The organism is Streptomyces sp. NPDC001410 (assembly GCF_042895235.1).
Lineage (GTDB): Bacteria > Actinomycetota > Actinomycetes > Streptomycetales > Streptomycetaceae > Streptomyces.
Genome location: NZ_JBIAWE010000008.1, coordinates 255,746 through 279,891 on the forward strand (window position 1 = coordinate 255,746; position 24,146 = coordinate 279,891).

Here is a 24,146-nt window from a genome sequence, read left to right on the forward strand (position 1 = left end):
ATCCGTATCCGTTCTCGTCGGGCGGAGTTCAGCACGGCGGTGCGTCCAGGGAGGCCGTCTGGGGGCCGTTGGCGGCCGCCGGGTCGCTGCTGAGCGTGACGTCCCAGGTCCCCCGGCACGGGTGGTTGGAGAAGTCCGCCTCGAAGGTCAGGTCGTACCAGGTGCTCCCGGACAGGGGCTGGGACTGGGAGCCGTACGGGTCGGCGGGGGTGTCGACGTAGTAGTTCGCGGTGACGGTCAGCGGTCCGGTACCCGTCGTCTCGACGGTCACGGACGCGACGAGCGTGCCCGGTTTCTGCCCGCGCTGCCATGAGCCGATGGTGATGGTGATGTCGCCGGGCGTGGCCGCGCTGGGAGCCGCGGTGGTCGGGGTCCCGGCCGGTGCGGTCGTGTCCGTGGATGGTGTGGGCGAGGACGACGGGCTGGCCGAGGGGGTGGTGTCGGCCGTGGGCGGGAGGCTGCTCGGCGAAGTGGACGAGGAAGGGAACGGGGAGGTACTGGGTTTTGTGGGCGAGTTGAGTGGTGTGGGGGTCGAACTCGCCACCGTCGTCGACGTCTCGTGCGGGCGGCCCGTCGCATACGTCGCTCCGCCCGCGACGACCGCCAGCGCGGCCACCCCGCCGGTCGCCACCTTCCATCCGCCGCGCTTCAACCGGCCCAGCAGGGTGAGTGCGGTGGCCGAGCCGTCGAGCGTCGCGGTCGTGGTGAACGGGAACAACAGGGCGAGCAGCGCGGCGAGTTCGGCGAGCCGACGGCGGCCGCGCTCCTCCCAGCCCGCGCCGTATCCCTCGGTGGCGGCCCGTTCCAGGTCGGCGAGGAAGGCCTCGACGCCGGGCCGGTCCGCCGGGTCCTTCGCCAGGCCCGCGCGCAGCAGCCCCCGCACCGGTGCGGGCACGTCGTCCAGCGGGGCCGGTGCGCGCAGGTGCTGCAGGCGCAGGGCCATCAGGTCGTCGGCGGGGAACGGGCGCCGTCCGGTCAGGCACTCGAAGAACACCACGGAGGCCGCGTAGACGTCGGCGGCCGGGCCGGCCGGCTCGCCGTCCCACTGCTCGGGCGCCATGTAGGCGGGCGTGCCGGCGGCCTCGGTCTCCCGGCCGCTGCGCACCGCGATGCCGAAGTCGGCCAGCGCGCTGGTGCCGTCGGCGCGCACCAGGACGTTCTCCGGCTTGTAGTCGCGGTGCACCACCCCGGCGGTGTGGGCCGCGCCCAGCCCGAGCAGGGAGCCCTTGAGCAGGACGAGCGCGGCCTCGGGGCCGGTCGCCCCGTGCCGGCGCAGCAGGTGGCGCAGGCTGACGCCGTCCACCGCCTCCATCACGATCGCGGCACCGGCGCGTGCCTCGACGTACTCGTACAGCCGCACCACGCACGGGTGCCGCAGCTCACCGAGCAGCCGGGCCTCGGCCCGGAACCTGGCCAGGAACTCGCGGTCCGTGCGCAGACGTTCGCCCAGGTACTTGACCGCGACGGGCACGCCGGTCGCGGTGTGCCGGGCGAGGACGACCCGGCCTCCGGCTCCCTCGCCGAGCGTGCGGACGGTCTCGTAGCCGGGTACGGCCCAGCCGGCGTCGTCGGTCATGCCGTCCCCTCGACGGGCGCGGCGGTCCGGGTGCCCTGCGGTACGTCGTCCTCGGCGTCCGGCCGGCGGCGCACCCGGCGCAGCACCCAGCGCACGGGGGCGGCCCACACCGGGAAGGCGACCAGGGCGACGACGGCCGCCTCGATCACCGTGGTCCACGGCTCGGCCAGCCGGCCTTCCAGCAGGTCGCCGATCCGGGAGCGCCAGGCCAGCAGGGCGAGGGCGAGGAAGCCGTAGGTGCCCACGACGACCGCGAGGCCGTAGGCGGCCATGCCCGCCTGGCGGGGCCCCGGCCGGTTGCCCGCGCGCAGGTCGCGCCACAGGCCGGTACGGAAGTAGGCGCTCGCCTCCTCGCGCAGCCGGGGCACCCGCAGCGCGTCGGTCAGCGCCTGGTAACCGTCCAGCGGCATCAGCGGGTTGAAGTTGTAGAGGGTGTTCAGGTAGAGGCCGAAGGCCAGGTGGTAGAGGACGGCCGAGGCGGGTCCGGCGGGCAGCAGGGCCGCGCCCGTGGCGCACCAGCCGGCCAGCGCCGCCGTGGACAGCGGCCCGGACAGGGCCACGACGACCCGGGACCAGCGGGAGCCGAACCACATGTCGCTGGTGTCCACGAACGCGAACGGCATGCCCATCATCAGCAGGAACCCGCCGCGCCGGACCTTGCGCCCGTACGACTTCACGGCCAGCGCGTGCGTCAGTTCGTGCACGAGCAGCGCGGTGATGTACCCGGCGGCCAGCAGGACCGGGCCCCACACGCCCGCCCCGTCGAAGTCCAGCAGGTGGTGCCGGCCCTGGGCGGCGAAGAACGCGACCAGGCCGCCGGCCATCGACAGCCAGGCGAGCAGCACCCCGGTGCGGGTGAACAGCCGCCAGCCGAAGCCCTGGTAGAGCCGGGTCACCAGCCCGTCGAGGCCGGGAACGGACACCTCCAGCTTGAGCAGCGCCCGGTACACCGCGCGCGCCGCCCGGCGCCAGCCCTTCGGCCGCTCCTGCTCCGGCCGGCCGGGCAGACCACGCAGGAGGCCGGCGTCCGCGAACGCGGCCAGCGCGGACTCGATGCGGGGCAGGGCGAGTTCGCCGTAGCGCTCGGCGTAGGCGAACAGCAGGTCCCGTACGGTGTTCTCGCCGTCGACGGCGTGCCACAGGAAGACCTGGCGCTCGTCCAGTTCCAGATAGCGGCCGGTACGGGTGGAGCTGAGCACCCAGCGGGGTGCGCCGCGTTCGGTGGGGATCTGCTTGAGGGCCCAGCCGGAACGGCGGCGCGGGCGCGCGGTGAGCGGGCCGCCCGCCTCCGGGGCGTCCTCCTGTCCGGCGGTGGGCAGTTGGGTCAGCTGGGTGCCGACGACCATCGTGCGGGAGCCGATCCGGGCGTCGCGGGGCTGCTCGAACACCAGGCGTACGTCGCCCACGGACAACTCGGTGCCGTCGGCGAGCCGGGCCGCGCCGCCGTGCAGGTCGACGCCGGCGACGGCGGTGCCGTTGAAGGAGTCCAGATCCTCGATCCGGAAACCCTCGGCGGTGCGGACGACACGGGCGTGGCGGCGCGAGACGCTGCCGTCGGCCAGGACCACGTCGTTGTCCTCGCCGCGGCCCAGCGTGGTGACCGGGCCGGTCAGCGGGACGAGCAGCGTGGGGTCGTCGAGGCCGCGCAACTGGGGCGCGGCGTACGACGTCGGCGCGGCACCCCGGCGCGGGGTGCCGCAGTGCAGGCAGTACGGGAAGTCGCGTCGCACGTGGACGCGGCAGACATGGCAGAGCATGCGGTGGCTCAGCCCCCGCCGGAACCGCTGGCGAACGTTCCGCCGTCGAAGCCTGCGCCGCCTTCCGCGGCTGGGCCGGAGTCCGGCAGGTGCGTGGCGGCGTTTCCAAGGCCGGAGGCGGTCAGGCCGCCCTGGACGATGATGTGATCACCGCTGCCGCCCTCGCCCGAGGGCAGGCCGCCCTGGACGATGATGCGGTTACCACCGCCGGGCTCACCGACACCGCCGGGACGCCGACCGATGTTCTCCTGGCTGCTTCCGCCGTTTCCGTCGCCGCCACTGTCACCGCCGCCATGGCCACCACCGCCACTGGGACGGTTGGTGTTCTCCGGATCGCCACCGCCCTCACCGCCGCCGCCACCTTCACCACCGCCGCCATGGCCACCACCGCCACTGGGACGGTTGGTGTTCTCCGGATCGCCACCACCCTCACCACCGCCGCCGCCACCTTCACCACCGCCGCCATGGCCACCACCGCCACTGGGACGGTTGGTGTTCTCCGGATCGCCACCACCCTCACCACCGCCACCGCCGCTGTCACCGCCCTCACCACCACCATGGCCACCACCGCCACTAGGACGATTGGTGTTCTCCGGGTCACCACCACCCTCACCACCGCCGCCGCCGCTGTCACCGCCGCCATCGCCGCCGTCGCGGTCGTAGATGCCTCCGTGACCGAAGTGACCGGCGTCCCCGCCGCCTTCACCGCCTACACCGCCGAAGCCGCCGTCCCCACCGGCACCGCCGAAGCCGCCATGGCCACCGAGGTCGCCGAACCCACCGTCACCGACGCCGCCACCACCGAGGCCGCCGTCACCGAACCCACCATTCCCGAAGCCGCCATGGCCGAAGCCGCCGTCACCGAAGCCGCCGGTGCCCAGACCGCCGTCGCCGAAGCCACCGTCCGCGCCACCGAACCCACCGTCGCCGAAGCCGCCGGCGCCCGGACCCCCGTCACCGAAGCCGCCGTCGGCACCGCCGCCGAAGCCGCCGAAGCCTCCCTCGGCTCCGCCGAACCCGCCGTCACCCCCGGCGCCGAAGTCACCGAAGCCCCCTTCGGCACCCCCGCCGGCCTGCCCGCCGAGGTCCGCGCCAATCCCCTCGTTCCCGTGGTCGCCGAAGCCTCCGAAGTCACCGAAGTTGCCGAACTCGCCCGGCCCGCCTGCCAGTTCAGCGGGCGACCGGTCAAGCAGTGGGCCGCCGAGCAGGCTGTGGGGGCCGGTCGACGCCACGTCGACGCCGCCGACGCCCTCCTGACCCGCGGCGGGATCCGGCAGCTCCGACGAGTGGCCGGCGGAGGCCGGGCCACCGGCATCGTGATCGCCGGAGATCTGGTCCGCCGGGACGGCGTGGGTCGTGGAGACGTCGTGCGTGGCCCCGGAGACGTGATCGGTCGATACGGCGTGATCGGCCGGGACGTCGTGGTGTGCCAGCGCATGCGCCCCGCCGCCGAAGAACAGGGACGACTTGGACAGCCGGGGGTCGAGTGCGGCCGGTCCCCCGTCGGTTCCGGACTCGACGCGGAGGGAGCGGAGTTCGGTGACCTGCGCGGGCGACAGGTCGAGTCTTCGCGCCACCTCGTCGGTGTCGCCGTCGAGTTCGGCGCGGAAGGCCGGGTCCACGGCCAGGCGGGTCAGGGCAGCACGATAGGCGTCGTCGGTCATGGTTCGGTCTCCGTCGGTCTGCGGGCACTGATGCCGATCGCGGCGGAGCCGAGGATCCCCCCTGGCCGGCGGCAACTGCCATTTCCGGCCATCCCCGCCGATACCTGCTGGAGACGTTATAGAGCTCTGGCATGACCAGCGCAAGAGCAACAAGCAGGGCGGTAGGCGGGTCCCGGGCGTCCGGCCGGGCCACGCGCCCACCGATCAGAATTGGCCACCGACCCACCGGCATGCCGTCGAGATATCGAACGGAAGCGGAAGGCCGTCCACCTGTCAGACCTCCCGGTCTCCCCGCCGGAAGCGGGCAATCCACTCCGCCGTGGTGCGCAGGCCGCCGAAGGTGTAGAAGTGCACCTTCACCTCGCCGTGCCGTGCGGGGTCGTACCCCTGGGCGAGCGCGTGCAGGAAGCGGTCGGGGCCGGCCGTGCCCATGAGGTTGGTCAGCGAGAAGCCGTACTTGCGGGCGATGGAGGCGCTGGTGCCGACGCCGAAGCGGGTGGCGTAGGTCACCAGCCGGCGCACGCCGGCCGGGCCGGGGACGCCGATGCGGACGGGCAGGGCGACGCCCCGGGCGCGGACGTCCGCCACCCAGCCGAGCACCCGGTCGGCGTCGAAGCCGAACTGGGTGATGACGTCGCCCGCGATCCGCTGTGCCCCGAGCACGGCGCTCTTGTCGCCGAGCGCCGACCAGAGGGTGTGCTCGGTGATCGCCGGGTGGCCCTCCGGGTAGCCGCTGATGCCGACGTGCCGTACGCCGTGGCGTTCGAGCAGCCCGGTGCGGATGACGGCGAGGGCGTCCTCGTACGGGCCCTCGGGGCGGGCGGGGTCGCCGCCGACGACGAAGACGTTCTCGGCGGTGCCGTCCGCCGCCAGGCCGGCCAGGAACTCCTCCAGGTGCCGCCGGGAGGGCAGCCGGCGGGCGGAGATGTGCGGGACGGGGACGAAGCCGAGCCGTTTGACGGCGCGGGCGGCCGCCAGCCGCATGTCCGGGTCCTCGCCGGCGAGGAAGGTGACGTTGATCCGCGTGCCCCGGGGGATGCTGTCGCGCGCCTCCTCCAGCTTCGGCACATCCTTGCCGGTCATCTCCAGGGAGAAGTCGTCCAGCAGCGAGGTGCCCACCGCGGGCGGGACGGTGGCGGTGGGGTTCATCGTGCTCCTCGTACGGCTGCCGGCGACCGCGCACGCCCGTCATCGGCTACGTACGGCTTCGGTCCTTACCTGGGCCGATGATGCCACGCGCACCCGCGGGCAGAGCACCCGGGAGAGGGGCTGGGAAGTGTCTTCTGGCTCACGTCTCACGTCTCACGTCTCACGTCGGCGACGCGAGGCTCCACGCCGTCGTCCGTCCCTAGGCGTGCGTGCCCGGTGCCGTGGCAGGTGTGCCGTGGGGCGTCGGGCCGCCCGGTGCCCGTGGGAGGAGGGCCGCCGCGGCCAGGCCGCCCAGGCCGATCACCGCCGGCGTGATCATCGCGGCGGCGTACGCGCCCTTGCTGAGGCCGGCGACCAGGATGGTGCCGGCGATCGCCGTGCCGAAGGACGAGCCGAGGTTGGACACGCTGCGGGACAGGCCGGAGATCTCGCCCTGCTGTGCCTCCGGGAAGGCCGACTGGACCACGTTCACCGACGGGGTCGGCATCACGCCCAGGCCGAGCCCGATCAGGAGGAGCCCGGGGACGAAGGCCCAGGCCGTGGAGGTGCTGCCGACCGGGCCGACCAGCACCGCCACACCCGCGACGGAGCCCCTGAAGCCGGTCGTGATCAGCGTCCGCTGGGACCGCCGTCGCGCCAGGCCCTCGGCGGACAGCGACGACATGAGCAGGCCGAGCGTGGCCGCCGTGAAGACGACTCCGGTCTGGATGGCGTCGTAGCCGCGGACGACCTGGAGGTAGGCGGCCACCGTGAAGGACGTTCCCATGAGCAGCAGCCACTGCACGTTCTGGGTGACCAGCCCGAGGTTGGAGTGCGGTTGCGGAACAGGGAGAGCGAGAGCAGCGGCTCCCGGCCGGCCTGTTCCTTGGCCCGCTACGAGCGGAAGGACCAGCCGAGGACGAGGACGCCGAGGACGATCAGGGCGATCAGGGCGATCAGGGCGATCAGCAGCCAGATGTTGTTGTCCGCCGCCAGGATGCCCATGACGACCAGGACCAGGCCGGTCGCGGACAGGACCGCTCCGCCGGTGTCGAAGGAGCGGGTCGGGTCCGGGGGCAGGGGGTCCTCGATACCGCGGCTCAGCCAGACGATCACCGCGATGACCAGCGCCTGGAACACGAAGGCCGCGCGCCAGCTGATGCCGGTCGTGATGAGCCCGCCGATCAGCGGTCCCGCCGCGGCCCCGATGCCGCCCAGCGCCATGATGATCCCGAACGCCCGGGCGCGGGACGTCAGGTCGGGGTACAGCAGCGTGGTGAGGATGTAGACCGGCGGGATGAGCAGGGCGGTGCCGACTCCCTCGAGGATGGAGCGAAGCTGCAGATGAACTGGGCGAGGGCCGGCGCGGCCAGGACAAGCCGCTGCTCCGGCGGCGCCTTCGTCGGCTCTGTCCGGTCAGCCATCTCCGGTGCCCCCGCCCGTGGGTTCGAGCCTCGCCGCCGGACGGCGGTGTCCGCCGCGCTCACTGTCGAGGAGCGCGGCGGACACACTGGGCTAGTCGAAGCGGGGAGTGCACCCGTCGACGTTCCCGCCGGACGACACCAGGGCCGCTGTCTGGAGGTCGCCGTCCATGCCGTGGTCGGCGATGGGCGGACACCGGTCCATGAGTTCTCCTACGGCCGGGTGCTGCTGCGGGTTCGCCTGCGAACGGGTCGGTGCCCTAGGGGCTCATGGTGGTCTCTTCCCCCTGGACGACGCACAGGGCCCAGATGATGAACCCGGACATCGCGATCATCACGACCGACCAGACCGGGTAGTAGGGCAGGGACAGGAAGTTGGCGATGATGACCAGCCCGGCGATGCCCACGCCGGCGACGCGTGCCCAGGGTGCCGGCCGGACCAGGCCGAAGCTGACGACCACGGCGAGCGCGCCGAGGACCAGGTGGATCCAGCCCCAGCTGGTGAGGTCGAACTTGAAGACGTAGTTGGGCGTCGTGACGAAGACGTTGTCGTGGGCGATCGCCATGATGCCCCGGAACACACCGAGCAGTCCGGCGAGCAGGAGCATGACGCCCGCGAAGGCCGTCAGGCCGCCCGCCCACGCCTGCTTGGCGGTGCGCTGGCCTGCTGCACGTGTGGTGCGGCTGGGACGTGTGGGGTGTGTCGCGGCCATGCGGCTGCCTCGATTCGTTCTCGTGGGTGGTGCTCAGTGTCCGGACGTGGTGGGGGTGGAGCCGGGGCGCTGCGCCGGTCCGGCGCCGCTGAGAACCAGCTCCTTGGCCCTGCGGTACTCGTCCTCGGTGATGTCGCCGCGGGCCCGGATCTCGGAGAGCTTGGCCAGTTCGTCGACGCTGCTGGTCGGGGCGCCGCCCTTCGCGGTCTCCCGGACGTAGGAGTCGAAGGCCGCCTGCTGTGCGCGCGCCTGCGCGATCTCCCGCTTCCCCATGCCCTTGCCGCGGGCGATCACGTAGACGAGGACGCCCAGGAAGGGCACCACGACCACGAAGATCAGCCAGCCGGCCTTGGCCCAGCCGCCCATGTCGTCGTCACGGAAGACGTCGACGATGACCCGGAACAGCAGGATGAACCACAGGATCCACAGGAAGAACCACAGCATGGTCCAGAAGGCGCTCAGCAACGGATAGTCGTACGCGAGGTAGTTCGTCGCGCTCATGCTCTCTCCTCCGTCCGGGGCACCGGCCCGCAAGAGCTCCTGAAGCTCTCAGGCCGGTCTCTGCCGTTGTCAGCGTGCACACGGCGAGGCGGGATGGTCCTCACCCGAGGCGGGTGATCGTGGCGGGTGAGGACGGCGGGCGGGAGGCCCGGCCCGCTCACTCCGCCCGGTCCGAAGTGCCCTGCAGCACGCCGCTCCGGCGCAGCGCGGACCGCCACGAGAAGGCGACCCACGCCTCGGCCAGGCCCAGCAGCACGAGCCACAGGCCGAGCAGCCGGGTCAGCACCCGCGCCGACTCGGTGGGCAGGGCCAGCACCACGATCCCGGCGACGATGCCGAGCACCGCCGCGGCCAGCAGGGCGCCGCGGTGCGGGAGGTCCTTGGCCGAGATCGCGGTGTAGAGGGTCACGATGCCGGATGCCAGCCAGGCGAGCCCGACGATCAGCGACAGCGCGGTGATGGTCTGCAGCGGGTTGCGCAGAGCGAGCACGCCCGCCAGGACGAAGAGCACCGCGATCAGCACTCCGGCGAACCGTTCGCCGTGTTCCTCGCGGGCGAAGGCCATGACGAACCGGAACGCTCCGGCGAGCAGTAGGTAGAGGCCGATGAGAACGGCCAGGACGTGCAGCGTCTCGTCCGGCCAGACGAGGATCAGCACGCCTGGTACGAACGTCACGACGGCCGACCCCAGCATCCAGGTCCACGACCCGGCGAGCGCCGTCATGGCGTCGTTGGGGCCGGCGGTCGTCCCGTCGGACGGGTGCGGCGGTCCGGTCGGTACCGGACCACGCGACTCGGTCATGGCTCCTCCTCGCGCGATCGAACGGGTCGCCTCCGGACCGCCGGCGGGGGCGGCGTGCGCAACCCCTCACCGGAACAGGGTGCCGCGCGGGGCCGGTGTGCCGGGTCACCCACCACGGGTGATCCCTCCGCCGGGCCGCGGCGGTGGGGTGGGTGCACGGGCGGGCGGGCCGTTCGCGGTCCTGCCGCCCCCGCGGCAGCCGGATCCGGGAGCGGACGGCCGGTCGGCCGCCGGAACCGGAGAGTGGATCATGACCGCATCGAGCGCCTTCACCGGCTCCTCGTCACTGGCCGACCGAGCGGCCTACGGCCGCGACGCCCGTACCCGCGCCCCGCGTTCGGGCCACGACGTGTTCGAGCCCGCGCCGGACCGGCCCGACGTGATCGATGTGCTGGAGCGTCAGTCGGCCACCCGGGTGCCCGAGTTGGTGCCGATCCGCTACGGCCGCATGCTCGAATCCCCGTTCCGTTTCTACCGGGGCGCGGCCGCGGTGATGGCGACGGACCTCGGCCCGCTGCCCGACACCGGGCTCCAGGTGCAGCTGTGCGGAGACGCCCATCTGCTGAACTTCCGGCTGCTGGCCTCGCCGGAGCGCCATCTGGTCTTCGACATCAACGACTTCGACGAGACCTTTCCGGGGCCGTTCGAGTGGGACGTCAAGCGGCTGGCGGCCAGCTTCGTCATCGCGGCCCGCGCCAACGGCTTCCCGGCCAGACAGCAGGACGACGCGGTGCGCACGTGCGTGGGGGCCTACCGGGAGCGGATGCGGGAGTTCGCCGGCATGCGCACGCTGGACATCTGGTACGCCCAGGACGACGCCGACCAGTTGCGCGCGCTGCTGGCCTCCGCGATGGACAAGGAGGGCAGGCGCCGTACGGCCGAGGCGACCGCGCGCGCCCGTACCCGCACCTCGATGGAGGCCTTCGCCAAGCTCACCCGGCGCACGCCCGAGGGCCGGCGGATCACCCCGGACCCGCCGCTGATCATCCCGCTGCGGGATCTGCAGGACCCGGCCGCCCAGCAGAACGAGGACAAGGAGCTGCAGACGCTGCTGGAGGACTACGCGCGCACCCTGCCCTCGGACCGGCGGCACCTGCTGCGTCACTACCGGCTGGTGGACCTGGCCCGGAAGGTGGTGGGCGTCGGCAGCGTCGGCACCCGGTGCTGGATCCTGCTGCTGCTCGGCCGGGACGACGACGATCCCCTGCTGCTGCAGGCCAAGGAGGCGCAGGAGTCGGTGCTCGCGGCGCACACGGGCGGCGAGCGGTACGACAACCAGGGCCGCAGAGTGGTGACCGGGCAGCGGCTCATCCAGACCACCAGCGACATCTTCCTGGGCTGGACGCATGTGCTGGGCTTCGACGGACGCGGCCGGGACTTCTACGTGCGCCAGCTGCGCGACTGGAAGGGCATCGCCCGGCCGGACACCATGGACCCGCCCCTGCTGAACCTGTTCGGCCGGGTGTGCGGGGCCTCCCTGGCCCGGGCCCACGCCCGCTCCGGAGATCCCGTCGCCATCGCCGCGTACCTGGGCGGCAACGACCGCTTCGACCGTGCGCTGACCGGTTTCGCGCAGGCGTACGCGGACCAGAACGAGCGGGACTTCGCGGCCCTGGGCGAGGCGGCGCGTTCGGGCCGGATCAAGGCGGCGGTGCTGTGAGTGCCGCTGTCACTCCGGCAGTTGCCGCATCTCGACGACCCGCAGCCCCAGCGACTGGAAGCGGGTCAGCAGCCCGTAGAGGTGCGCCTCGTCGATGATGCGTCCGAACAGCACCGTCTGACCGGACATCTTCACATGGTCCAGTTCAGGGAAGGCCTTGGTCAGCGTCTCCGACATGAGTCCATCGACACGGATCTCGTAGCGCATGTGCCGTTCTCCCGCCGCGGGCCTGCTGCGGTCTTCTTGCGATGCTGCTCCGCGCGGCGGCGCCAGGCCTCACCCAGCACAGGTGATCCGGGGTCCGGGTTCAGTGCGTCAGGGCGATCTTGAACGAGATGATCACCAGGCCGAGCAGCAGATTGATCGCGGCGGTGACCGACACCAGCCCCCAGGAGGCTCCCGCCTGCCGTGCCCCGGCCGCGGACCAGCCCACCTGCCCGGCCACGGCCACCGCGACCGCCAGCCAGGCGGCACCCGCCAGGTCCAGGCCCAGCAGCGGGCTCACGGCGACGGCGAGGGCGGGCGGGACGGCAGCCTTGACGATCGGCCACTCCTCGCGGCACACCCGCAGGATCGTCGGGCGGTCCAGGGGCCGCTGCGCGAGGCGGGCGCCGAACAGCTGGGCATGGACGTGCCCGACCCAGAAGACGACGCCGGTGAGCACCAGCAGCACCACCAGTTGCAGCCGGGGAAACGGACCGAGGCTGCCGGCGCCGACCACCACGGACGTGGCGAGCATCGACCCGTAGACCGCGCCCGTGTAGTCGGCGTGGGCGCGGGGCCCGGCACGCCCTGCCCGTGCTGTGGTGTCGTCGGTCGAGGACATCGCCGTGGCCTTTCGTACTCACTCGGTGGTGTCGGCGACGCCGGTCGGGGCGCCACCCTTCGACGGCCGCGGGCGCCGGGCAGGTGCGGTCGGCAGGTGGGGCGTGACGAGGAGACTCGCGAGGGTGATCCCGCCAGTGGCGAAGATGGCCGCCTTCAGGCCGTCGAGCTGTGCCGCGGCGTACGACTCCGTGACGGTGTCGACCTCGGCCGGCGGCAGTCCGGCCTGCTCGGCCGCCGAGCGCACCTGGTCGGTCGGCACGAAGGTGACGCCCGCCTCCAGGGCGACACCGGTCTGCCGGCGCGCCTCGTCCGACAGCTGGGGGTTGTCCCGTACCTGCACCGTGAACGCGTGTGCCAGCGCGCCGATGAGGATCGACCCGATGAGTGCGGTGCCCAGCGCCGAGCCGAGGTTCTGCGCCGTGAACTGCAGGCCGCCGACCTCGCTGCGTTCCACCTCGCCCACGCTGGACTGGACGACGTTGCCCAGCTGCGAGGCGAGCAGTCCCATGCCGATGCCGAGCACCGCCATGGCCCCGGCGAACTGGGCGTCGTCGATGACCGGGTCGATGGTGGCCAGCAGCCACACGATGGCCGCCGCCAGCATCAGCAGGGCCAGCCGTACGACCCGGCGCGGCCCCACGATACGGCCGAGCCGGGCGGCGGTCAGGGAGGTGATGAGCATCGTGACGGACACCGGCAGCAGCCGCAGCCCCGTCTGGAAGGCGTCGAAGCCCTGCACCACCTGCAGATACAGCGGGATGGCGAAGAACAGGCCCAGCAGGATCAGGTTCTGGCTCAGCAGGGTCAGCAGACCGGATCGCAGGGGCGGCACGCCGAGCAGGGACAGGTGCGTCAACGGGTCGGCGCCGGTGGCCTGACGCCGGTGCTCCCAGTGCACGAAGAGGGCCAGCACGGCCACCCCGGCGGCGACGACGAACAGGGTGGGCGCGAAGCCGAGGACGGTGAAGGGCGGGTTGCGCGGCTTCACCCAGCCCCAGGTGCTGCTCTGCAGCACCCCGAGCACGCCAAGGCCCAGTCCGGCGGCCGAGAGCGCCGCGCCGATCCCGTCCAGCCGGGGCGGCTCTCCGGTCCGCGCGGACTCGCCGATCACCCGGTGGAAGCACAGGACGGCGACGACGACCACGACCTCGCCGGCGAAGACCAGCCGCCAGGTCAGATACGTCGTCACCCAGCCGCCCAGCAGCGGTCCGACGGCGATGCCGGCACCGGCCAGCCCGCCGATCACGCCGTAGGCCACCGCGCGGTCCCTGCCCCGGTAGGACTCGGCGACCAGGGCAGCCATGGCCGGCAGCACCATCGCGGCGCCGAGGCCCTCGATGACGGACCAGCCCAGCGCGAGGACCCACAGGGTGGGCGCCAGCGCGGTCAGAGCGGACCCGATGCCGTAGACGACCAGGCCGAGCAGGAACAGGCGACGGCGGCCGTGGATGTCGCCGAGCCTGCCCCCGATGATCATGAATGCGGCCATCACCAGCGCGTACAGCGTGATGACCGCCTGGATCGAGGTGACCTCGGTGTGGAAGTCCTCGACCAGTTGGCTGATGGACACGTTCATGACGGACGTGTCCAGGACCATCAGGAACTGGGCCGTCCCGAGAACGATCAGGGCTCGCCAATGTGCCACGCCGCCACCTCGGCTCACATCAGTCCGCGTTCACGGGCCCGCCGCACCGCCTCGCCGCGCCGGTTCACACCGAGCTTGCGGTAGACGCTCTTGAGGTGGGTCTTGACCGTGTTCACGGAGACGTACAGGTCGGCGGCGATCTCTTCCGTGGACATCAGCTGGCCGAGGCGCCGCAGCACTTCGAGCTCGCGTCCGCTCAGTTCCTCGACGACCAGCGGCGCCCGCTCCTCGGCCACGCGCGGAGCGGGGTCGCCGGGGGTGAGCCAGCCCGCGGCGAGGCTCTGCAGTGGCGGGGTGTCCAGCAGCTGCCGGATGCGCGGTCCGGCTTCCAGGAACGGGCGCCGCAGCCGCTCCCGCCGGGCCTCCAGCAGGGCCCGGGCGAGCAGCTTGCGGGCGGTGGCGACGTCCCCGGCGTCCTGCGCGGCACGGGCGCGCACCAGCGCGGCACAGACGCTCACCGCGGGGCCGGTACGGCTCCGGGTGCGCAGCTGTTCCACCAGGTCGAGGGCCGCGTCCCGGTTGCCCACGGCGAGCTGGGCCCACGCCAGCTCCGCCGCGTACGCGGGCTCGGTGCCGTAGGCCACCTCGTCCAGCACCTTCGCGGCGGTGTCCGGCCGGCCCTCGGCCAGATGGGCGGCGGAGGTGACCAGCGCCGTGTGGACCTCGGCCCACGGGGAGGTCACATCGGCCGGGATCGCGGGGTCGGCGGCCTCCGCGGCGGCCCGTGGGTCGCCGCGCGCCAGCAGCAGCCTGGCCGTGACGAGGGACCTGCCCGCCGCCGTCACCGGGTCGAGCGCTGCGGGGCCGGAGTCCGCCGCCTCCTCCAGGAGGGCCTCGGCCTGCGCGAGGTCGTCGCGGTCGACGGCCACCGCGGCCAGCACCAGCCGCCCGAGATCCGCGCCGGAGGGCCGGTCGAGACCGAACTGTTCGGTCTCGCCGAGCGCCGCCAGCGCCTTGCGTTCGGCCCGGCCGAGCCAGCCGTTCAGGTAGTCGATCAGCGCCAGGTGTCCGAGGGAGTCCTGGCGGGGCAGTGCGGTCGCGACGCCGCTGGGGCAGCCGACCACCTCGGACAGGGCGGCCCGGGCGTCGTCGAAGCTGCCGGCCCACAGCCGGGTCGAACCCAGATGGGTGAGCAGCAGGGCGGTGAGTTCGGGGTGCTTGTCCAGGAGGCGGGCCGGGACCTCGTGGCGCAGTTCCTCGGCCGTCGCCACGGCCTTCTCGGCCCGGGAGGGAGAGCCGGTCAGCCGGGCCGCCAGGGATTCCAGCAGCACGCAGCTCAGCCGGAGCGCGGGATCGGGCTCCTCCTCGGCGAGCTGTTCCTCGGCCTGGCGCAGATGGTTCAGGCCCCGTTCGAGATCGTGCTCGGCCAGGTCGCGGGCGGCCCGCACCACGTCCGGGGCCGCGCCCTCGGCCTCGGGCCCCATCCGCGCGAACAGCTCGCCGAGGTCGTCCGCGCGCAGGCCGGTGAAGAGCTGCCCGATCGCGAGGTCGTCGACGAGGGCGCCGGCGGTGAACTCCCAGTCGCCGGCGGCGGCGCCGTGCGCCAGCGCCTCCGGCAGGGACCCGGTGGCCCGCAGCCACTGCCCGGCCCGCCGGTGGAGTTCCGGCTCCAGGCCCGGATGGCGGGCCCGCAGATGGGCCCGGAGGATCTCGCCGAACAGCGGATGCAGCCGGTACCAGCCGTGCCCGACGTCCTCGACGAACGCGTTCTGCCGGTGCAGCCCGGCCAGGACCGGTTCGAGACCGCTGCGGCCCGTGAGCGCCTCCGCCAGCGCGGGGCAGAAGCGGTCCAGGACGCTGACGCGCAGCAGGAGGTCCTGGGTGCGGGCCGTCTGCCGTTTGAGCACCTCGGCGAGGAGGAAGTCGGCGACCGTGCTCCGGCCCGCCTCGAACTCCCTGAGGTAGGCCTCGGGATCCTCGCTCTCCTGGGCAGCCATGGCGCACAGGCGCAGTCCGGCGGCCCAGCCCCGGGTGCGCTCGACCAGCGCCCGGGTGGCCTCGGCCGGGAGCCGCAGGCCGTGCAGCTCCAGGAGGTCGGCCGCCTCGTCGGGGGTGAAGGCCAGCTCGGCGTCCCGGATCTCGGTCATGGCCGCGGCCGCCCGGTAGCGGTGCAGCGGCAGCAGCGGTTCGGTGCGGGTCACGAGGATCAGCCGCAGTCCGGGCCCGGCGTGGTGCAGGACGAACTCCAGCTGCTCGGCGATCTGGGGGGCGCTCTGGCGGTCGAACTCGTCGAGCACGAGGATCGCGGGCCGGTCATGGCCGCTGAGTTCGTCGGCCAGGCGTGCCAGCAGCTTGTGGTCCACGCGGCTCGCGTCCGCGGGACAGCCGATGTCGGCGGAGAGCGGTACGCCGGCGGCGCGCAGGGCGTGCAGTACGTAGGCCCAGAACATGCCGGCGCCCTGGTCCCCGGCCTCGTTGGTGAACCAGGCGACCGGCCGCCCGAGCCCGGCGGCCCAGTCCGCGACCAGCAGGGTCTTGCCGGCCCCGGCCGAGCCGTTGACCATCGTCAGCGGCGTGCCGAGGGCCCTGTCCAGGTGTTCGACCAGCCGCGGGCGGCGCAGGAAGGTGGCCGGTCTGGCCGGTGGGGCGAACCGCGTCTGCAGGAACGGCTCGCCCAGGGGATCGGCACACACGTCGGCCGGTCCCCCGGTGTTCTCTTTCCTCGTGGCCATCGGGTCACCACCACGGTCTGTGAGGCAGTGGACGGCGCTCCACTCGATCAGAATCTCAGCCTTCGCGCTCCCGCGCAGTTCACGCGGGTCCGGCAGCCCCCGCGCTTGCCGTCAGGGCTGGTCGGTGGGCGGTTGCGGCACCGCTCGGGCCGCGTCCTGCTCGGTGCGGCCGCCGGCCGCGAGCAGCGCGAGCACGGCCAGGACGGCGAGCAGGACGACGACCAGGAGCAGGATGGTGAGCACCGTCGGGTGGTTCCAGAGCGCGAAGACGAGCGCGATGACCAGCAGCGCGGCGAGGGTGAGGCCCTTGCGGTAGGCCAGCGTCCAGGTGCCGACGCGCCCGGCGTGGACGTGGTGGGCGGCCGCCCACCGGGCGGCGGAGTCCGCGGTGTTGTCGGAGGCGCCCCGGATGGCCACGGGCAGGCGGCCCGGCCCGACGAGGTAGGCGCCGAGGGCGATGACCACGCCCAGGACGACGGCCGTCCGCAGGCTGACCTTGAGAAAGCGGAGGAGGGTGTCGAAGACGGCCGCGGCGGCGGCCTTCGACTGCACCTCGGGCGGCAGGTGGTCCAGGTAGTAGCGGCGGGCGACGACCAGGGCGATGGCCACCACCAGGCAGGCGAAGGCGGCGCCGAGGGCGGTGCGGGCCAGGGCCCGGCGTCGGTGGCGGGCCAGGAAGACGCCCAGGGCGCCGAGCAGGACGACGAGGACGGGGAGCCAGTTCCCGACGACGTTGAGCAGGTGTGCGCCCTTACGGGCCTTGGCGAGCTCGTCGGAGTGGAAGAGCACCAGCTGCTTGTCCACGTCCGGGATCTTCTCGGCGGGCTTCAGGCCCGCGTCGACCAGCTCTTTCTTCACCTCTTCGACGGCCGTACCGACGTTCAGGGTGACCGTGCCGTCGCTGACCCCGACGGCACCGCGGCCCTCGCCGGTCAGGGCGTGCACGACGGCCTGGTGGGCGGCGCGGTTGGCGGTGCGCCAGGTCGTCGCGAAGAGGTCGCTGTCGACGACCCGGGTGGCGATCTTGGTCACCGCCTGGTTCACGGCGGAGTCGATCTGCGGCCCCAGGCCCTTGAGCGCGTCGGCGGCGCGGGGCGGCAGCCCCTGGGACTGGAGCCAGGTGGCGATGTCGGCGGCGACCTGCGGGCCGTCCACCCGGGCGCCCACGGCCTCGGTGATCCGGTGGACCGCCGCGTCCTGGACGGCGGGGTCCGTGGCCAGCGGCGCGACCGTGGACACGTACCGGTCGGTGTCGAGTGCGATGTCCTTCACCCAGACGGCGAGCAGGGCGACGGGGACGAGGATGCAGGTCAGCACGATCAGCACGGCCGAGGCGGTACCGCGCGCGGCACGCGCGGCCGCCCCGCCCCCGCTCCGGCGCGCCCCTGCTCCGCCGCCGGCCGTGGGCTCGTGGTCCGGGCTAGGGGGCTGCGGGGCGGGCGGCTCGGTCACGGTGCCTCCGGCGCGGTGGGGTGCCTGAACCCCCATTGCGTCAGCCGCACGGGCACCGCGCGCGCTGGGCAGGCCGAATGGAGGACGCCCGGACCTGTCCGACGCCGCGCGGCAGGCGGGAACAGTCGGACAGGTCCCTATGTCTCCTGGCTCCAGCGCGGAGGCGGGCTGCCCAGGCGCTTCGCCAGCGGGGGTTCCTGTGCGACGACGGCGCCCACGCTGAGGCTGATGGCGACCGCGACGGAGACCACGATCATCCAGGACAGCAGCAGGAACACCAGGCCGAGGGAGCCGTAGTCGGCCAGGGCCCGGTTGATGGCCTTCGGCATGTACAGCGGCGCGGTGCTCGTCAGGACGGTCAGGACGACCGCCGTGATGACGGCGCCGGGCAGCAGGGGCATCCAGGTGATCCGGCCGCCGAGCAGCAGATGCGGCGTCCACCACCACAGGCCCATCTGGGTCGCCAGGGTGAGGGGGATGCCCAGCCAGGCGCCCAGGCCGAACCCGTCGCGTATCGGGCCCTGCAGGATCATCGCCCCGAGCCACAGGAGGAGCCAGGCCAGCCAGCGCCAGGGGGCGACGCGGGTGCCCGCTCTGGGGATCTCCCAGGCGCGCTTGCAGAGCCGCTGCAGGGCCCGGCTGACGGCGGTGGCCGAGACCAGCACCATCAGCCCGCCGACGAGGCCGGTGGCCTGCCGGAGGTCCTCCGTGGTCGGCTGGAGCACCTTCTCCAGCTCGGTCTGAGCGTCACCATTCAGGCCCAGCACCGCGTGCACGGACCTGACCAGCTGCTGCCTCAGCCACGGCGGAGCGTAGGCCGCGACCACGAACAGCAGGGGGATGACGGTGAGGAAGCACTGCGCGGCCAGCCGGGTGGCGGAGTCGAAGATGTTCACGGACACCATGCGGTCCACGAGATGGGTGACGACCGGGAACCGGGTCTCCGCCTCTCGGTGCAGCGCCTTCGCCCGGGCCGCGAACTCGGTGCTGCGCCGCTTCCACCACCCCGGCCCGGGACGCCGCTTCCCCTGTCCCTTCAACACGCCTTTCCCTTCAACACGCCTTCCCTTCGACGCGCCTTTCCGTTCGATGCTCCTCTCCCTCCGGCGCTCCTCTCCCTCCGGCGCTCCTCTCCCTCCGACCAGAGTGGGGGCGGGGGCACCCGGCGGCACCCGGAGGCCGGGGCGGAGGGGGTTCGTGCGCGGATGTGCGAGGCTCTGGGGCGCGTGCTGCAATGGCCAGGAGGGCTGACGACCGCCGACGCGGGTGGGCTGCCACGGAGCCGCGGACGGCCCCCTCCCCTGTTCCCGAGGAGTGGCCATGAACGGCATCGAAGAAATGGGCCCGGTCGACTACCTGGTCATCGAGTTCCCCGGCAACCGTTTCACGGGCGAGGCGTTCCCCCTGCTGGTGGATCTGGTCGAGCGCGGCCTCGTCCGGATCATCGACCTCGCCTTCCTGCGCAAGGACACCGACGGCTCGGTCGTCGCACTGGAGTTGCAGGACCTCGGCGACGAGGTCGATCTGACCGTCTTCGAGGGCGCCTCGGCCGGCGTGCTGGACCAGAGCGACCTGGAGGAGGCCGGCAACGCGCTGGAGCCCGGCAACTCGGCCGCGGTGCTGGTGTACGAGAACGTGTGGGCCGCGCCCCTCGCCCGCGCGCTCAGGCGAAGCGGGGCCCAGCTCGTCGCGAGCGGCCGTATCCCGGTGCAGGCCCTGCTGGCGTCCCTGGACGCCACGGAGGAGACGACTCCCCCCGGCGGCTCCGCGGTCGCCTGAACGGCCGCGCCGACACCGTTCGCCCCAGCTACGGGACCGAACACCGGTCGCCTGAACGGCCGGACCGAATCATGGGAGATGACCGCACATGCCCGGACTGCTTCGGGGCGTCGCACGCACCGCCGTCGTCGCCGGAACCGCCACCGCCGTGTCCAACCGCGTCTCGCGACGGCAGGCGGGGCGATGGGCGCAGCAGGACTACGAACAGCAGCAGGCCTCTGCGCAACAGCAAGAGCCGGCGCCGCCCGCTCCTGTCGCTCCTCCCGCACCGCAGCCCGCCGCCCCCGACGAGATGACCCAACGGATCGATCAGCTCAAGCAGCTGGCCGACCTGAAGGCACAAGGGGTTCTGACGGAAGAGGAGTTCGAGAACCAGAAGCGCCGGCTCCTGGGTGGCTGACCTCGGTCGGCGTCAGGCGTAGACCCTCTCGACGAAGTCGTGGATCTGCCGGTCCGTCAGGTGCCTGGCCAGATCGGCCTCGCTGATGATGCCGACGAGCTTCTTCTCCTGGATCACCGGCAGCCGGCGTATCTGGTTCGTGGACATCTCGTCCAGCACCTGCTCCACGGTCGCGTTCGCGTCGATCCAGCGCGGCGTGCCCTGGGCCAGGTCTCCGCACGTCACCTTCGACGGATCGTGCCCCTTGGCCACGCACTTCACGACGATGTCACGGTCCGTGACGATGCCGCACAGTCGTTCGTTGGCGTCGCTGACGGGCAGCGCACCCACGTTCAGACGGGCCATCAGCTGCGCGGCCCGGTCGAGGGTCTCGGTCGCCGGGATCCACTGGGCCCCGGGATGCATGATCTCTGCGGCGGTGGTCATCGGTTCAACCTCCTGGAACACACGCCCGTACGGGTGAACAAGGGCGTCCTTCTTTCACCGTACGAGCATGTCCGCGTCCCCGCGCGATGTCCCGGACCGGCCGCGCCGCCCTACCGGTGCTCGGGGTTCTCGTAGTCACGGCGGCAACCCGCGTCCCAGGCGGTGCGCTGGTTGCCGTAGGCGGGGATGCCACCGAGATCCTTCAACGACCGGGCCAGATGCAGCAGGTTCCAGGTCATGAAGGTGGTGTTGCGGTTGGTGAAGTCGTTCTCCGGACCGCCCGAGCCGGGGTCGAGGTACGAGGGGCCGGGGCCCGCCTCGCCGATCCAACCGGCGTCCGCCTGGGGCGGGATGGTGTATCCCAGGTGCTGCAGGCTGTAGAGCACGTTCATGGCGCAGTGCTTGACGCCGTCCTCGTTGCCGGTGATCAGACAGCCGCCGACCTTTCCGTAGTAGGCGTACTGACCGGCGTCGTTGAGCAGGCTGGAGCAGGCGTAGAGGCGTTCGATCACCCGCTTCGTCACCGAGCTGTTGTCGCCGAGCCAGATGGGGCCGGCCAGCACGAGGATGTCCGCCGCCATGACCTGCCGGTACAGGTCCGGCCAGGCGTCGCTCGCCCAGCCGTGCTCCGTCATGTCGGGCCACACGCCGGTGGCGATGTCGTGGTCCACAGCCCGTACGACATCGACGTGCACGCCCTGCGCGCCCAGGATGGCGGTGCTCCGGTCGATCAGCCCCTGGGTGTTGCTGACCTCCGGCGAGCGCTTGAGGGTGCAGTTGATCACCATGGCCCGCAGGTCGTCGTAGCGGGCCGGCGGTGTGTCGGTGGCGGGCGACGAAGCGGTCATGCGGTCCTCCCGGAACCCTGGCGGCACGGTGTGCGACGGCGCGTTCACATCCGGCTCCAGCCTGCGGGACGACCGGGGCGGTCGCCACCACGGTTCCTCCGGATGCCCCAGGTGTACCGCGCGGCTACTGTCGAGAAGCCCCCCTCCCTCGTCTCCCGTCCTCCGTCCTCCAGAAGGCATCCCCGGAAGGAGTGTGGTCGGCTTGGCCCGGAACCGCCGTCTGATCCTCAGCTCGCCGTCCGAGGTCTGGAGCCTGCTCGCCGACGGCCATCGCTACGGGGAGTGGGTGACCGGAACCCAGCAGGTGCTCGCCGCGGACCCGCACTGGCCCGCCGTGGGCGCACGCCTGCAAGTCCGGGTCGGCGCCGGCCCGTTGACCCTCGACGACACCTGTGTCGTCCGCATCTGCGAGCCGCGGCACCGCCTGGAGCTGGAGGCGAAGGCGGATCCCTTCGGTGCGGCCCGCATCGCCATGAACCTGATCCCCTGGGGCGAGCACACGCTCTTCGTCCTCGACTGGCACCCGCTCCGCGGCCCCGGCACCCGGATGCACGGACTCCCCGTCGACTACGTCGTCAGAATCCGCAACGGCATGATGCTGACGAAGCTGGCCCGGATCGCGCTGCGCGAACACGGCGAACGCGCTGATGGGGACCTGCTGCACACGGGCAGCGGATGACGCCGACCCGGCAGGGGTGACACCCTGCGCACCCGCTGCGCTGTACGGGATGGCTCCTGTGTGGGGCCCGCGGTACCTCTTCCGCCCCTGACCTCCCGGCGGGGTATCGCACGCCGGGGCGGGCAGGCGCACTCCCCCTACGCCTGCCCGCCCCGTGCACCGGTCCTGTGGCGAGCGAAGCGGCGAGGGCCGCGCGGCGACGGCGTTCCGTCAGCCGAGTTCTCGGGTGAACACCTCGAAGGCCCGCTCGTCGAAGAGGACGAACCGCACCTCTTCCACGGCTGTCCGGGCGGCCCGCACCGTGTCGAGCGCGATCCGTGCCGCATCCTCCATCGGCCATCGGTACACACCGGTGGAGATCGCCGGGAACGCGACCGTACGGGCTCCCAGCTCGTCGGCCACGCGGAGGGACTCCCGGTAGCAGGAGGCGAGCAGGCCGGAGCGGTCCTCGGAGGCGGACCAGACGGGGCCCACCGTGTGGATGACCCAGCGGGCGTCCAGGTTGCCCGCCGTGGTGGCGACGGCCCGGCCCGTGGGCAGGCCCTTGCCGTAGTGGGAGGCCCGGAGTTTGCGGCACTCCTCCAGGATCGCGGGGCCGCCGCGGCGGTGGATCGCGCCGTCCACGCCTCCGCCGCCGAGCAGTGAGGAGTTGGCCGCGTTCACGATCGCGTCGGCGCTCTGCGCGGTGATGTCGCCCTGGGCCAGGGTGATGGTGGTCATGCCTGCCTCAGCCTTCTCCAGACGGCCTTCGCCGCGTTGTGCCCCGACATGCCGTGCACGCCGGGTCCCGGCGGGGTGGCCGAGGAGCAGATGAAGACGGCCGGATGGGGGGTGTGGTACGGAAACAGGGACAGTCTGGGGCGCAGCAGGAGCTGGAGTCCGGAGGCCGCGCCGCAGGCGATGTCGCCGCCGACGTAGTTGGCGTTGCGCGCGGCCATCTCGGCCGGGCCCGTGGTGGCGCGGGCGAGGATCCGGTCGCGGAAGCCGGGGGCGAACCGCTCCAGCTGGCGTTCCATGGCGTCCGTGAGGTCGCCGGTCCAGCCGTTGGGGACGTGGCCGTACGTCCAGAAGACGTGCTTGCCCTCGGGGGCGCGGGTGGGGTCGGCCACGCTGGGCTGCACAGTGATCATGAACGGCCGGTCGGGGGCGCGGCTCTCGCGGGACGCGGCGCGCAGGGCGGTGCCGATCTCGGCCTTGCTCGCGCCGATCTGCACGGTGCCGGCGACCCGGGCCTCGGGTGCGGTCCACGGGACCGGGCCGTCCAGCGCGTAGTCGATCTTGAAGACGCTGGGGCCGTAGCGGTAGTGGTCGTAGTAGCCGCCGAAGCCGGCGATGCGGGCGAGCGCGGCGGGCGAGGTGTCGAAGACGTACGCGCGGGCGGGCGGCAGGTCGTCCAGGCGCTTGACCTCGTAGTCGGTGTGCACGGCGCCGCCGAGGTCCTGGAAGTAGGCGGCGAGGGCGTCGGAGATCGCCTGGGAGCCGCCGCGGGCCACGGGCCAGCCGCGGGCGTGCGCGGCCAGCGCGAAGACCAGGCCGATGGCGCTGGTGGCGAGGCCGTTCAGCGGGGCCATGACGTGGGCGACGAGGCCGGAGAAGAGGGCCTTGAACCGCTCGTCGTGGAAGCGGCGCATCAGCACGGTGGAGGGCGGCAGCCCGGCCAGGCCGAAGCGGGCGAGGGTGACCGGGTCGCGCGGCAGCGCGGTCAGCGGCAGGGACATGAAGTCCCGGGCGAGCGTGTCCCACCTGGGCAGGAACGGCCTGACCAGCCTGCGGTAGGCACCCGCGTCGCGCGGGCCGAAGGAGGCGGCCGTCTCGGCGACGGAACGGGCCAGCACGGCCGCGGTGCCGTCCGGGAACGGGTGCGCCATGGGCAGGTCGGCGTGCAGCCACTGGAGGCCGTAGCGCTCCAGGGGCAGTGCGCGGAACGCGGGCGAGTTGATGCCGAGGGGGTGGGCGGCCGAGCACGGGTCGTGCCGGAAGCCGGGCAGGGTCAGCTCCTCGGTGCGGGCGCCGCCGCCGACGGTGGACCGTGCCTCGAACAGGGCGACGGAGAAGCCCCGGCGGGCCAGCTCCACGGCAGCGGTCAGTCCGTTCGGTCCCGCACCCACCACGACCGCATCGAGCATCGACGGCACCTTCGGACCCCTTCGTCAGCCGATGGCCACTCAGGTTCAGGATATGCCGGGGGACTGACA

23 protein-coding genes are annotated in these 24,146 nt (G+C 72.8%); 5 read left to right on the forward strand and 18 right to left on the reverse strand.

The annotated features are described in order from the left end of the window. Positions 1-28 precede the first annotated feature (28 nt). Positions 29-1,576: a serine/threonine-protein kinase gene (locus ACFY3C_RS19460; protein WP_386576112.1), complete on the reverse strand. Its 1,548-nt coding sequence runs from the start codon at positions 1,574-1,576 to the stop codon at positions 29-31. After that, positions 1,573-3,306 (reverse strand): FHA domain-containing protein, encoded by a 1,734-nt coding sequence (locus ACFY3C_RS19465; protein WP_390771611.1) that lies wholly within the window; start codon positions 3,304-3,306, stop codon positions 1,573-1,575. Before ACFY3C_RS19465 ends, ACFY3C_RS19460 begins: the two co-directional genes overlap by 4 nt. 116 nt (positions 3,307-3,422) lie before the next feature. Here ACFY3C_RS19465 and ACFY3C_RS19470 point away from each other — a divergent pair, with 116 nt between their 5' ends. Further along, positions 3,423-5,132: a hypothetical protein gene (locus tag ACFY3C_RS19470; RefSeq protein WP_390771612.1), complete on the forward strand. Its 1,710-nt coding sequence runs from the start codon at positions 3,423-3,425 to the stop codon at positions 5,130-5,132. Between the two features lie 138 nt (positions 5,133-5,270). On the opposite strand, the gene ACFY3C_RS19475 is transcribed toward ACFY3C_RS19470, so the two are convergent. From ACFY3C_RS19475 to ACFY3C_RS19500, 6 genes are all read right to left on the reverse strand, one after another. Further along, the gene (locus ACFY3C_RS19475; protein WP_390771613.1) at positions 5,271-6,146 is read right to left on the reverse strand and encodes a methylenetetrahydrofolate reductase; all 876 of its coding nucleotides are present in this window, start codon (positions 6,144-6,146) and stop codon (positions 5,271-5,273) included. Positions 6,147-6,345: 199 nt separating this feature from the next. Next, a complete protein-coding gene (locus ACFY3C_RS19480) occupies positions 6,346-6,912 on the reverse strand; it encodes an MFS transporter (RefSeq protein ID WP_390771614.1) in 567 nt (188 codons plus the stop codon). 107 nt (positions 6,913-7,019) lie between these two features. Beyond that, positions 7,020-7,469: an MFS transporter gene (locus ACFY3C_RS19485; protein ID WP_390771750.1), complete on the reverse strand. Its 450-nt coding sequence runs from the start codon at positions 7,467-7,469 to the stop codon at positions 7,020-7,022. A gap of 337 nt (positions 7,470-7,806) precedes the next feature. After that, complete coding sequence (locus ACFY3C_RS19490; protein ID WP_390771615.1) at positions 7,807-8,259, reverse strand: hypothetical protein; 453 nt, start codon at positions 8,257-8,259, stop codon at positions 7,807-7,809. A 33-nt stretch (positions 8,260-8,292) separates the two neighbouring features. Continuing rightward, complete coding sequence (locus ACFY3C_RS19495; RefSeq protein WP_390771616.1) at positions 8,293-8,760, reverse strand: SHOCT domain-containing protein; 468 nt, start codon at positions 8,758-8,760, stop codon at positions 8,293-8,295. 157 nt (positions 8,761-8,917) lie between these two features. Then, positions 8,918-9,562 carry an HdeD family acid-resistance protein gene (locus tag ACFY3C_RS19500; RefSeq protein ID WP_390771617.1) on the reverse strand — a complete coding sequence of 215 codons (645 nt, stop codon included), beginning with the start codon at positions 9,560-9,562 and terminating at the stop codon, positions 8,918-8,920. Positions 9,563-9,812: 250 nt separating this feature from the next. Between ACFY3C_RS19500 and ACFY3C_RS19505 the strand changes: the two genes are divergently transcribed. Next, on the forward strand, positions 9,813-11,222 hold the full coding sequence (locus tag ACFY3C_RS19505) for a DUF2252 domain-containing protein (protein ID WP_390771618.1): 1,410 nt from the start codon (positions 9,813-9,815) through the stop codon (positions 11,220-11,222). A gap of 9 nt (positions 11,223-11,231) precedes the next feature. Here the strand turns inward: ACFY3C_RS19505 and ACFY3C_RS19510 are convergent, their stop codons facing one another. The 6 genes from ACFY3C_RS19510 to ACFY3C_RS19535 form a co-directional block, all read right to left on the reverse strand. Further along, positions 11,232-11,429, reverse strand: a complete 198-nt coding sequence (locus ACFY3C_RS19510) for a hypothetical protein (RefSeq protein ID WP_386576123.1) — start codon at positions 11,427-11,429, stop codon at positions 11,232-11,234. A gap of 100 nt (positions 11,430-11,529) precedes the next feature. Continuing rightward, positions 11,530-12,048: a hypothetical protein gene (locus tag ACFY3C_RS19515; RefSeq protein WP_390771619.1), complete on the reverse strand. Its 519-nt coding sequence runs from the start codon at positions 12,046-12,048 to the stop codon at positions 11,530-11,532. A gap of 18 nt (positions 12,049-12,066) precedes the next feature. Then, complete coding sequence (locus ACFY3C_RS19520) at positions 12,067-13,695, reverse strand: MFS transporter (RefSeq protein ID WP_390771620.1); 1,629 nt, start codon at positions 13,693-13,695, stop codon at positions 12,067-12,069. A gap of 14 nt (positions 13,696-13,709) precedes the next feature. Further along, positions 13,710-16,367 (reverse strand): LuxR C-terminal-related transcriptional regulator, encoded by a 2,658-nt coding sequence (locus ACFY3C_RS19525; protein ID WP_390771621.1) that lies wholly within the window; start codon positions 16,365-16,367, stop codon positions 13,710-13,712. Positions 16,368-16,478: 111 nt separating this feature from the next. Further along, positions 16,479-17,819, reverse strand: coding sequence for a hypothetical protein (locus tag ACFY3C_RS19530; protein WP_390771622.1), 1,341 nt, complete (start codon positions 17,817-17,819; stop codon positions 16,479-16,481). Positions 17,820-17,956: 137 nt separating this feature from the next. After that, positions 17,957-18,862 carry a YhjD/YihY/BrkB family envelope integrity protein gene (locus ACFY3C_RS19535; RefSeq protein ID WP_386576129.1) on the reverse strand — a complete coding sequence of 302 codons (906 nt, stop codon included), beginning with the start codon at positions 18,860-18,862 and terminating at the stop codon, positions 17,957-17,959. 277 nt (positions 18,863-19,139) lie between these two features. On the opposite strand from ACFY3C_RS19535, the gene ACFY3C_RS19540 reads away from it, so the two are divergent. Together ACFY3C_RS19540 and ACFY3C_RS19545 are read left to right on the forward strand one after the other, a co-directional pair. After that, positions 19,140-19,598, forward strand: a complete 459-nt coding sequence (locus ACFY3C_RS19540; protein ID WP_386576130.1) for a DUF6325 family protein — start codon at positions 19,140-19,142, stop codon at positions 19,596-19,598. 88 nt (positions 19,599-19,686) lie between these two features. Continuing rightward, positions 19,687-19,998 carry an SHOCT domain-containing protein gene (locus ACFY3C_RS19545; RefSeq protein WP_386576131.1) on the forward strand — a complete coding sequence of 104 codons (312 nt, stop codon included), beginning with the start codon at positions 19,687-19,689 and terminating at the stop codon, positions 19,996-19,998. A 12-nt stretch (positions 19,999-20,010) separates the two neighbouring features. On the opposite strand, the gene ACFY3C_RS19550 is transcribed toward ACFY3C_RS19545, so the two are convergent. After that, positions 20,011-20,424: a CBS domain-containing protein gene (locus tag ACFY3C_RS19550; protein WP_386576132.1), complete on the reverse strand. Its 414-nt coding sequence runs from the start codon at positions 20,422-20,424 to the stop codon at positions 20,011-20,013. A gap of 110 nt (positions 20,425-20,534) precedes the next feature. Then, a complete protein-coding gene (locus ACFY3C_RS19555) occupies positions 20,535-21,272 on the reverse strand; it encodes a flavodoxin family protein (RefSeq protein WP_390771623.1) in 738 nt (245 codons plus the stop codon). A gap of 202 nt (positions 21,273-21,474) precedes the next feature. Between ACFY3C_RS19555 and ACFY3C_RS19560 the strand changes: the two genes are divergently transcribed. Beyond that, entirely contained in the window at positions 21,475-21,951 is a 477-nt protein-coding gene (locus ACFY3C_RS19560; RefSeq protein WP_386576133.1) for an SRPBCC family protein, read from the forward strand. 210 nt (positions 21,952-22,161) lie between these two features. Here the strand turns inward: ACFY3C_RS19560 and ACFY3C_RS19565 are convergent, their stop codons facing one another. Both ACFY3C_RS19565 and ACFY3C_RS19570 read right to left on the reverse strand, forming a co-directional pair. Next, a complete protein-coding gene (locus tag ACFY3C_RS19565) occupies positions 22,162-22,671 on the reverse strand; it encodes an O-acetyl-ADP-ribose deacetylase (RefSeq protein ID WP_390771624.1) in 510 nt (169 codons plus the stop codon). Beyond that, on the reverse strand, positions 22,668-24,077 hold the full coding sequence (locus tag ACFY3C_RS19570) for a phytoene desaturase family protein (protein WP_390771625.1): 1,410 nt from the start codon (positions 24,075-24,077) through the stop codon (positions 22,668-22,670). Before ACFY3C_RS19570 ends, ACFY3C_RS19565 begins: the two co-directional genes overlap by 4 nt. Between the last annotated feature and the right edge of the window lie 69 nt (positions 24,078-24,146).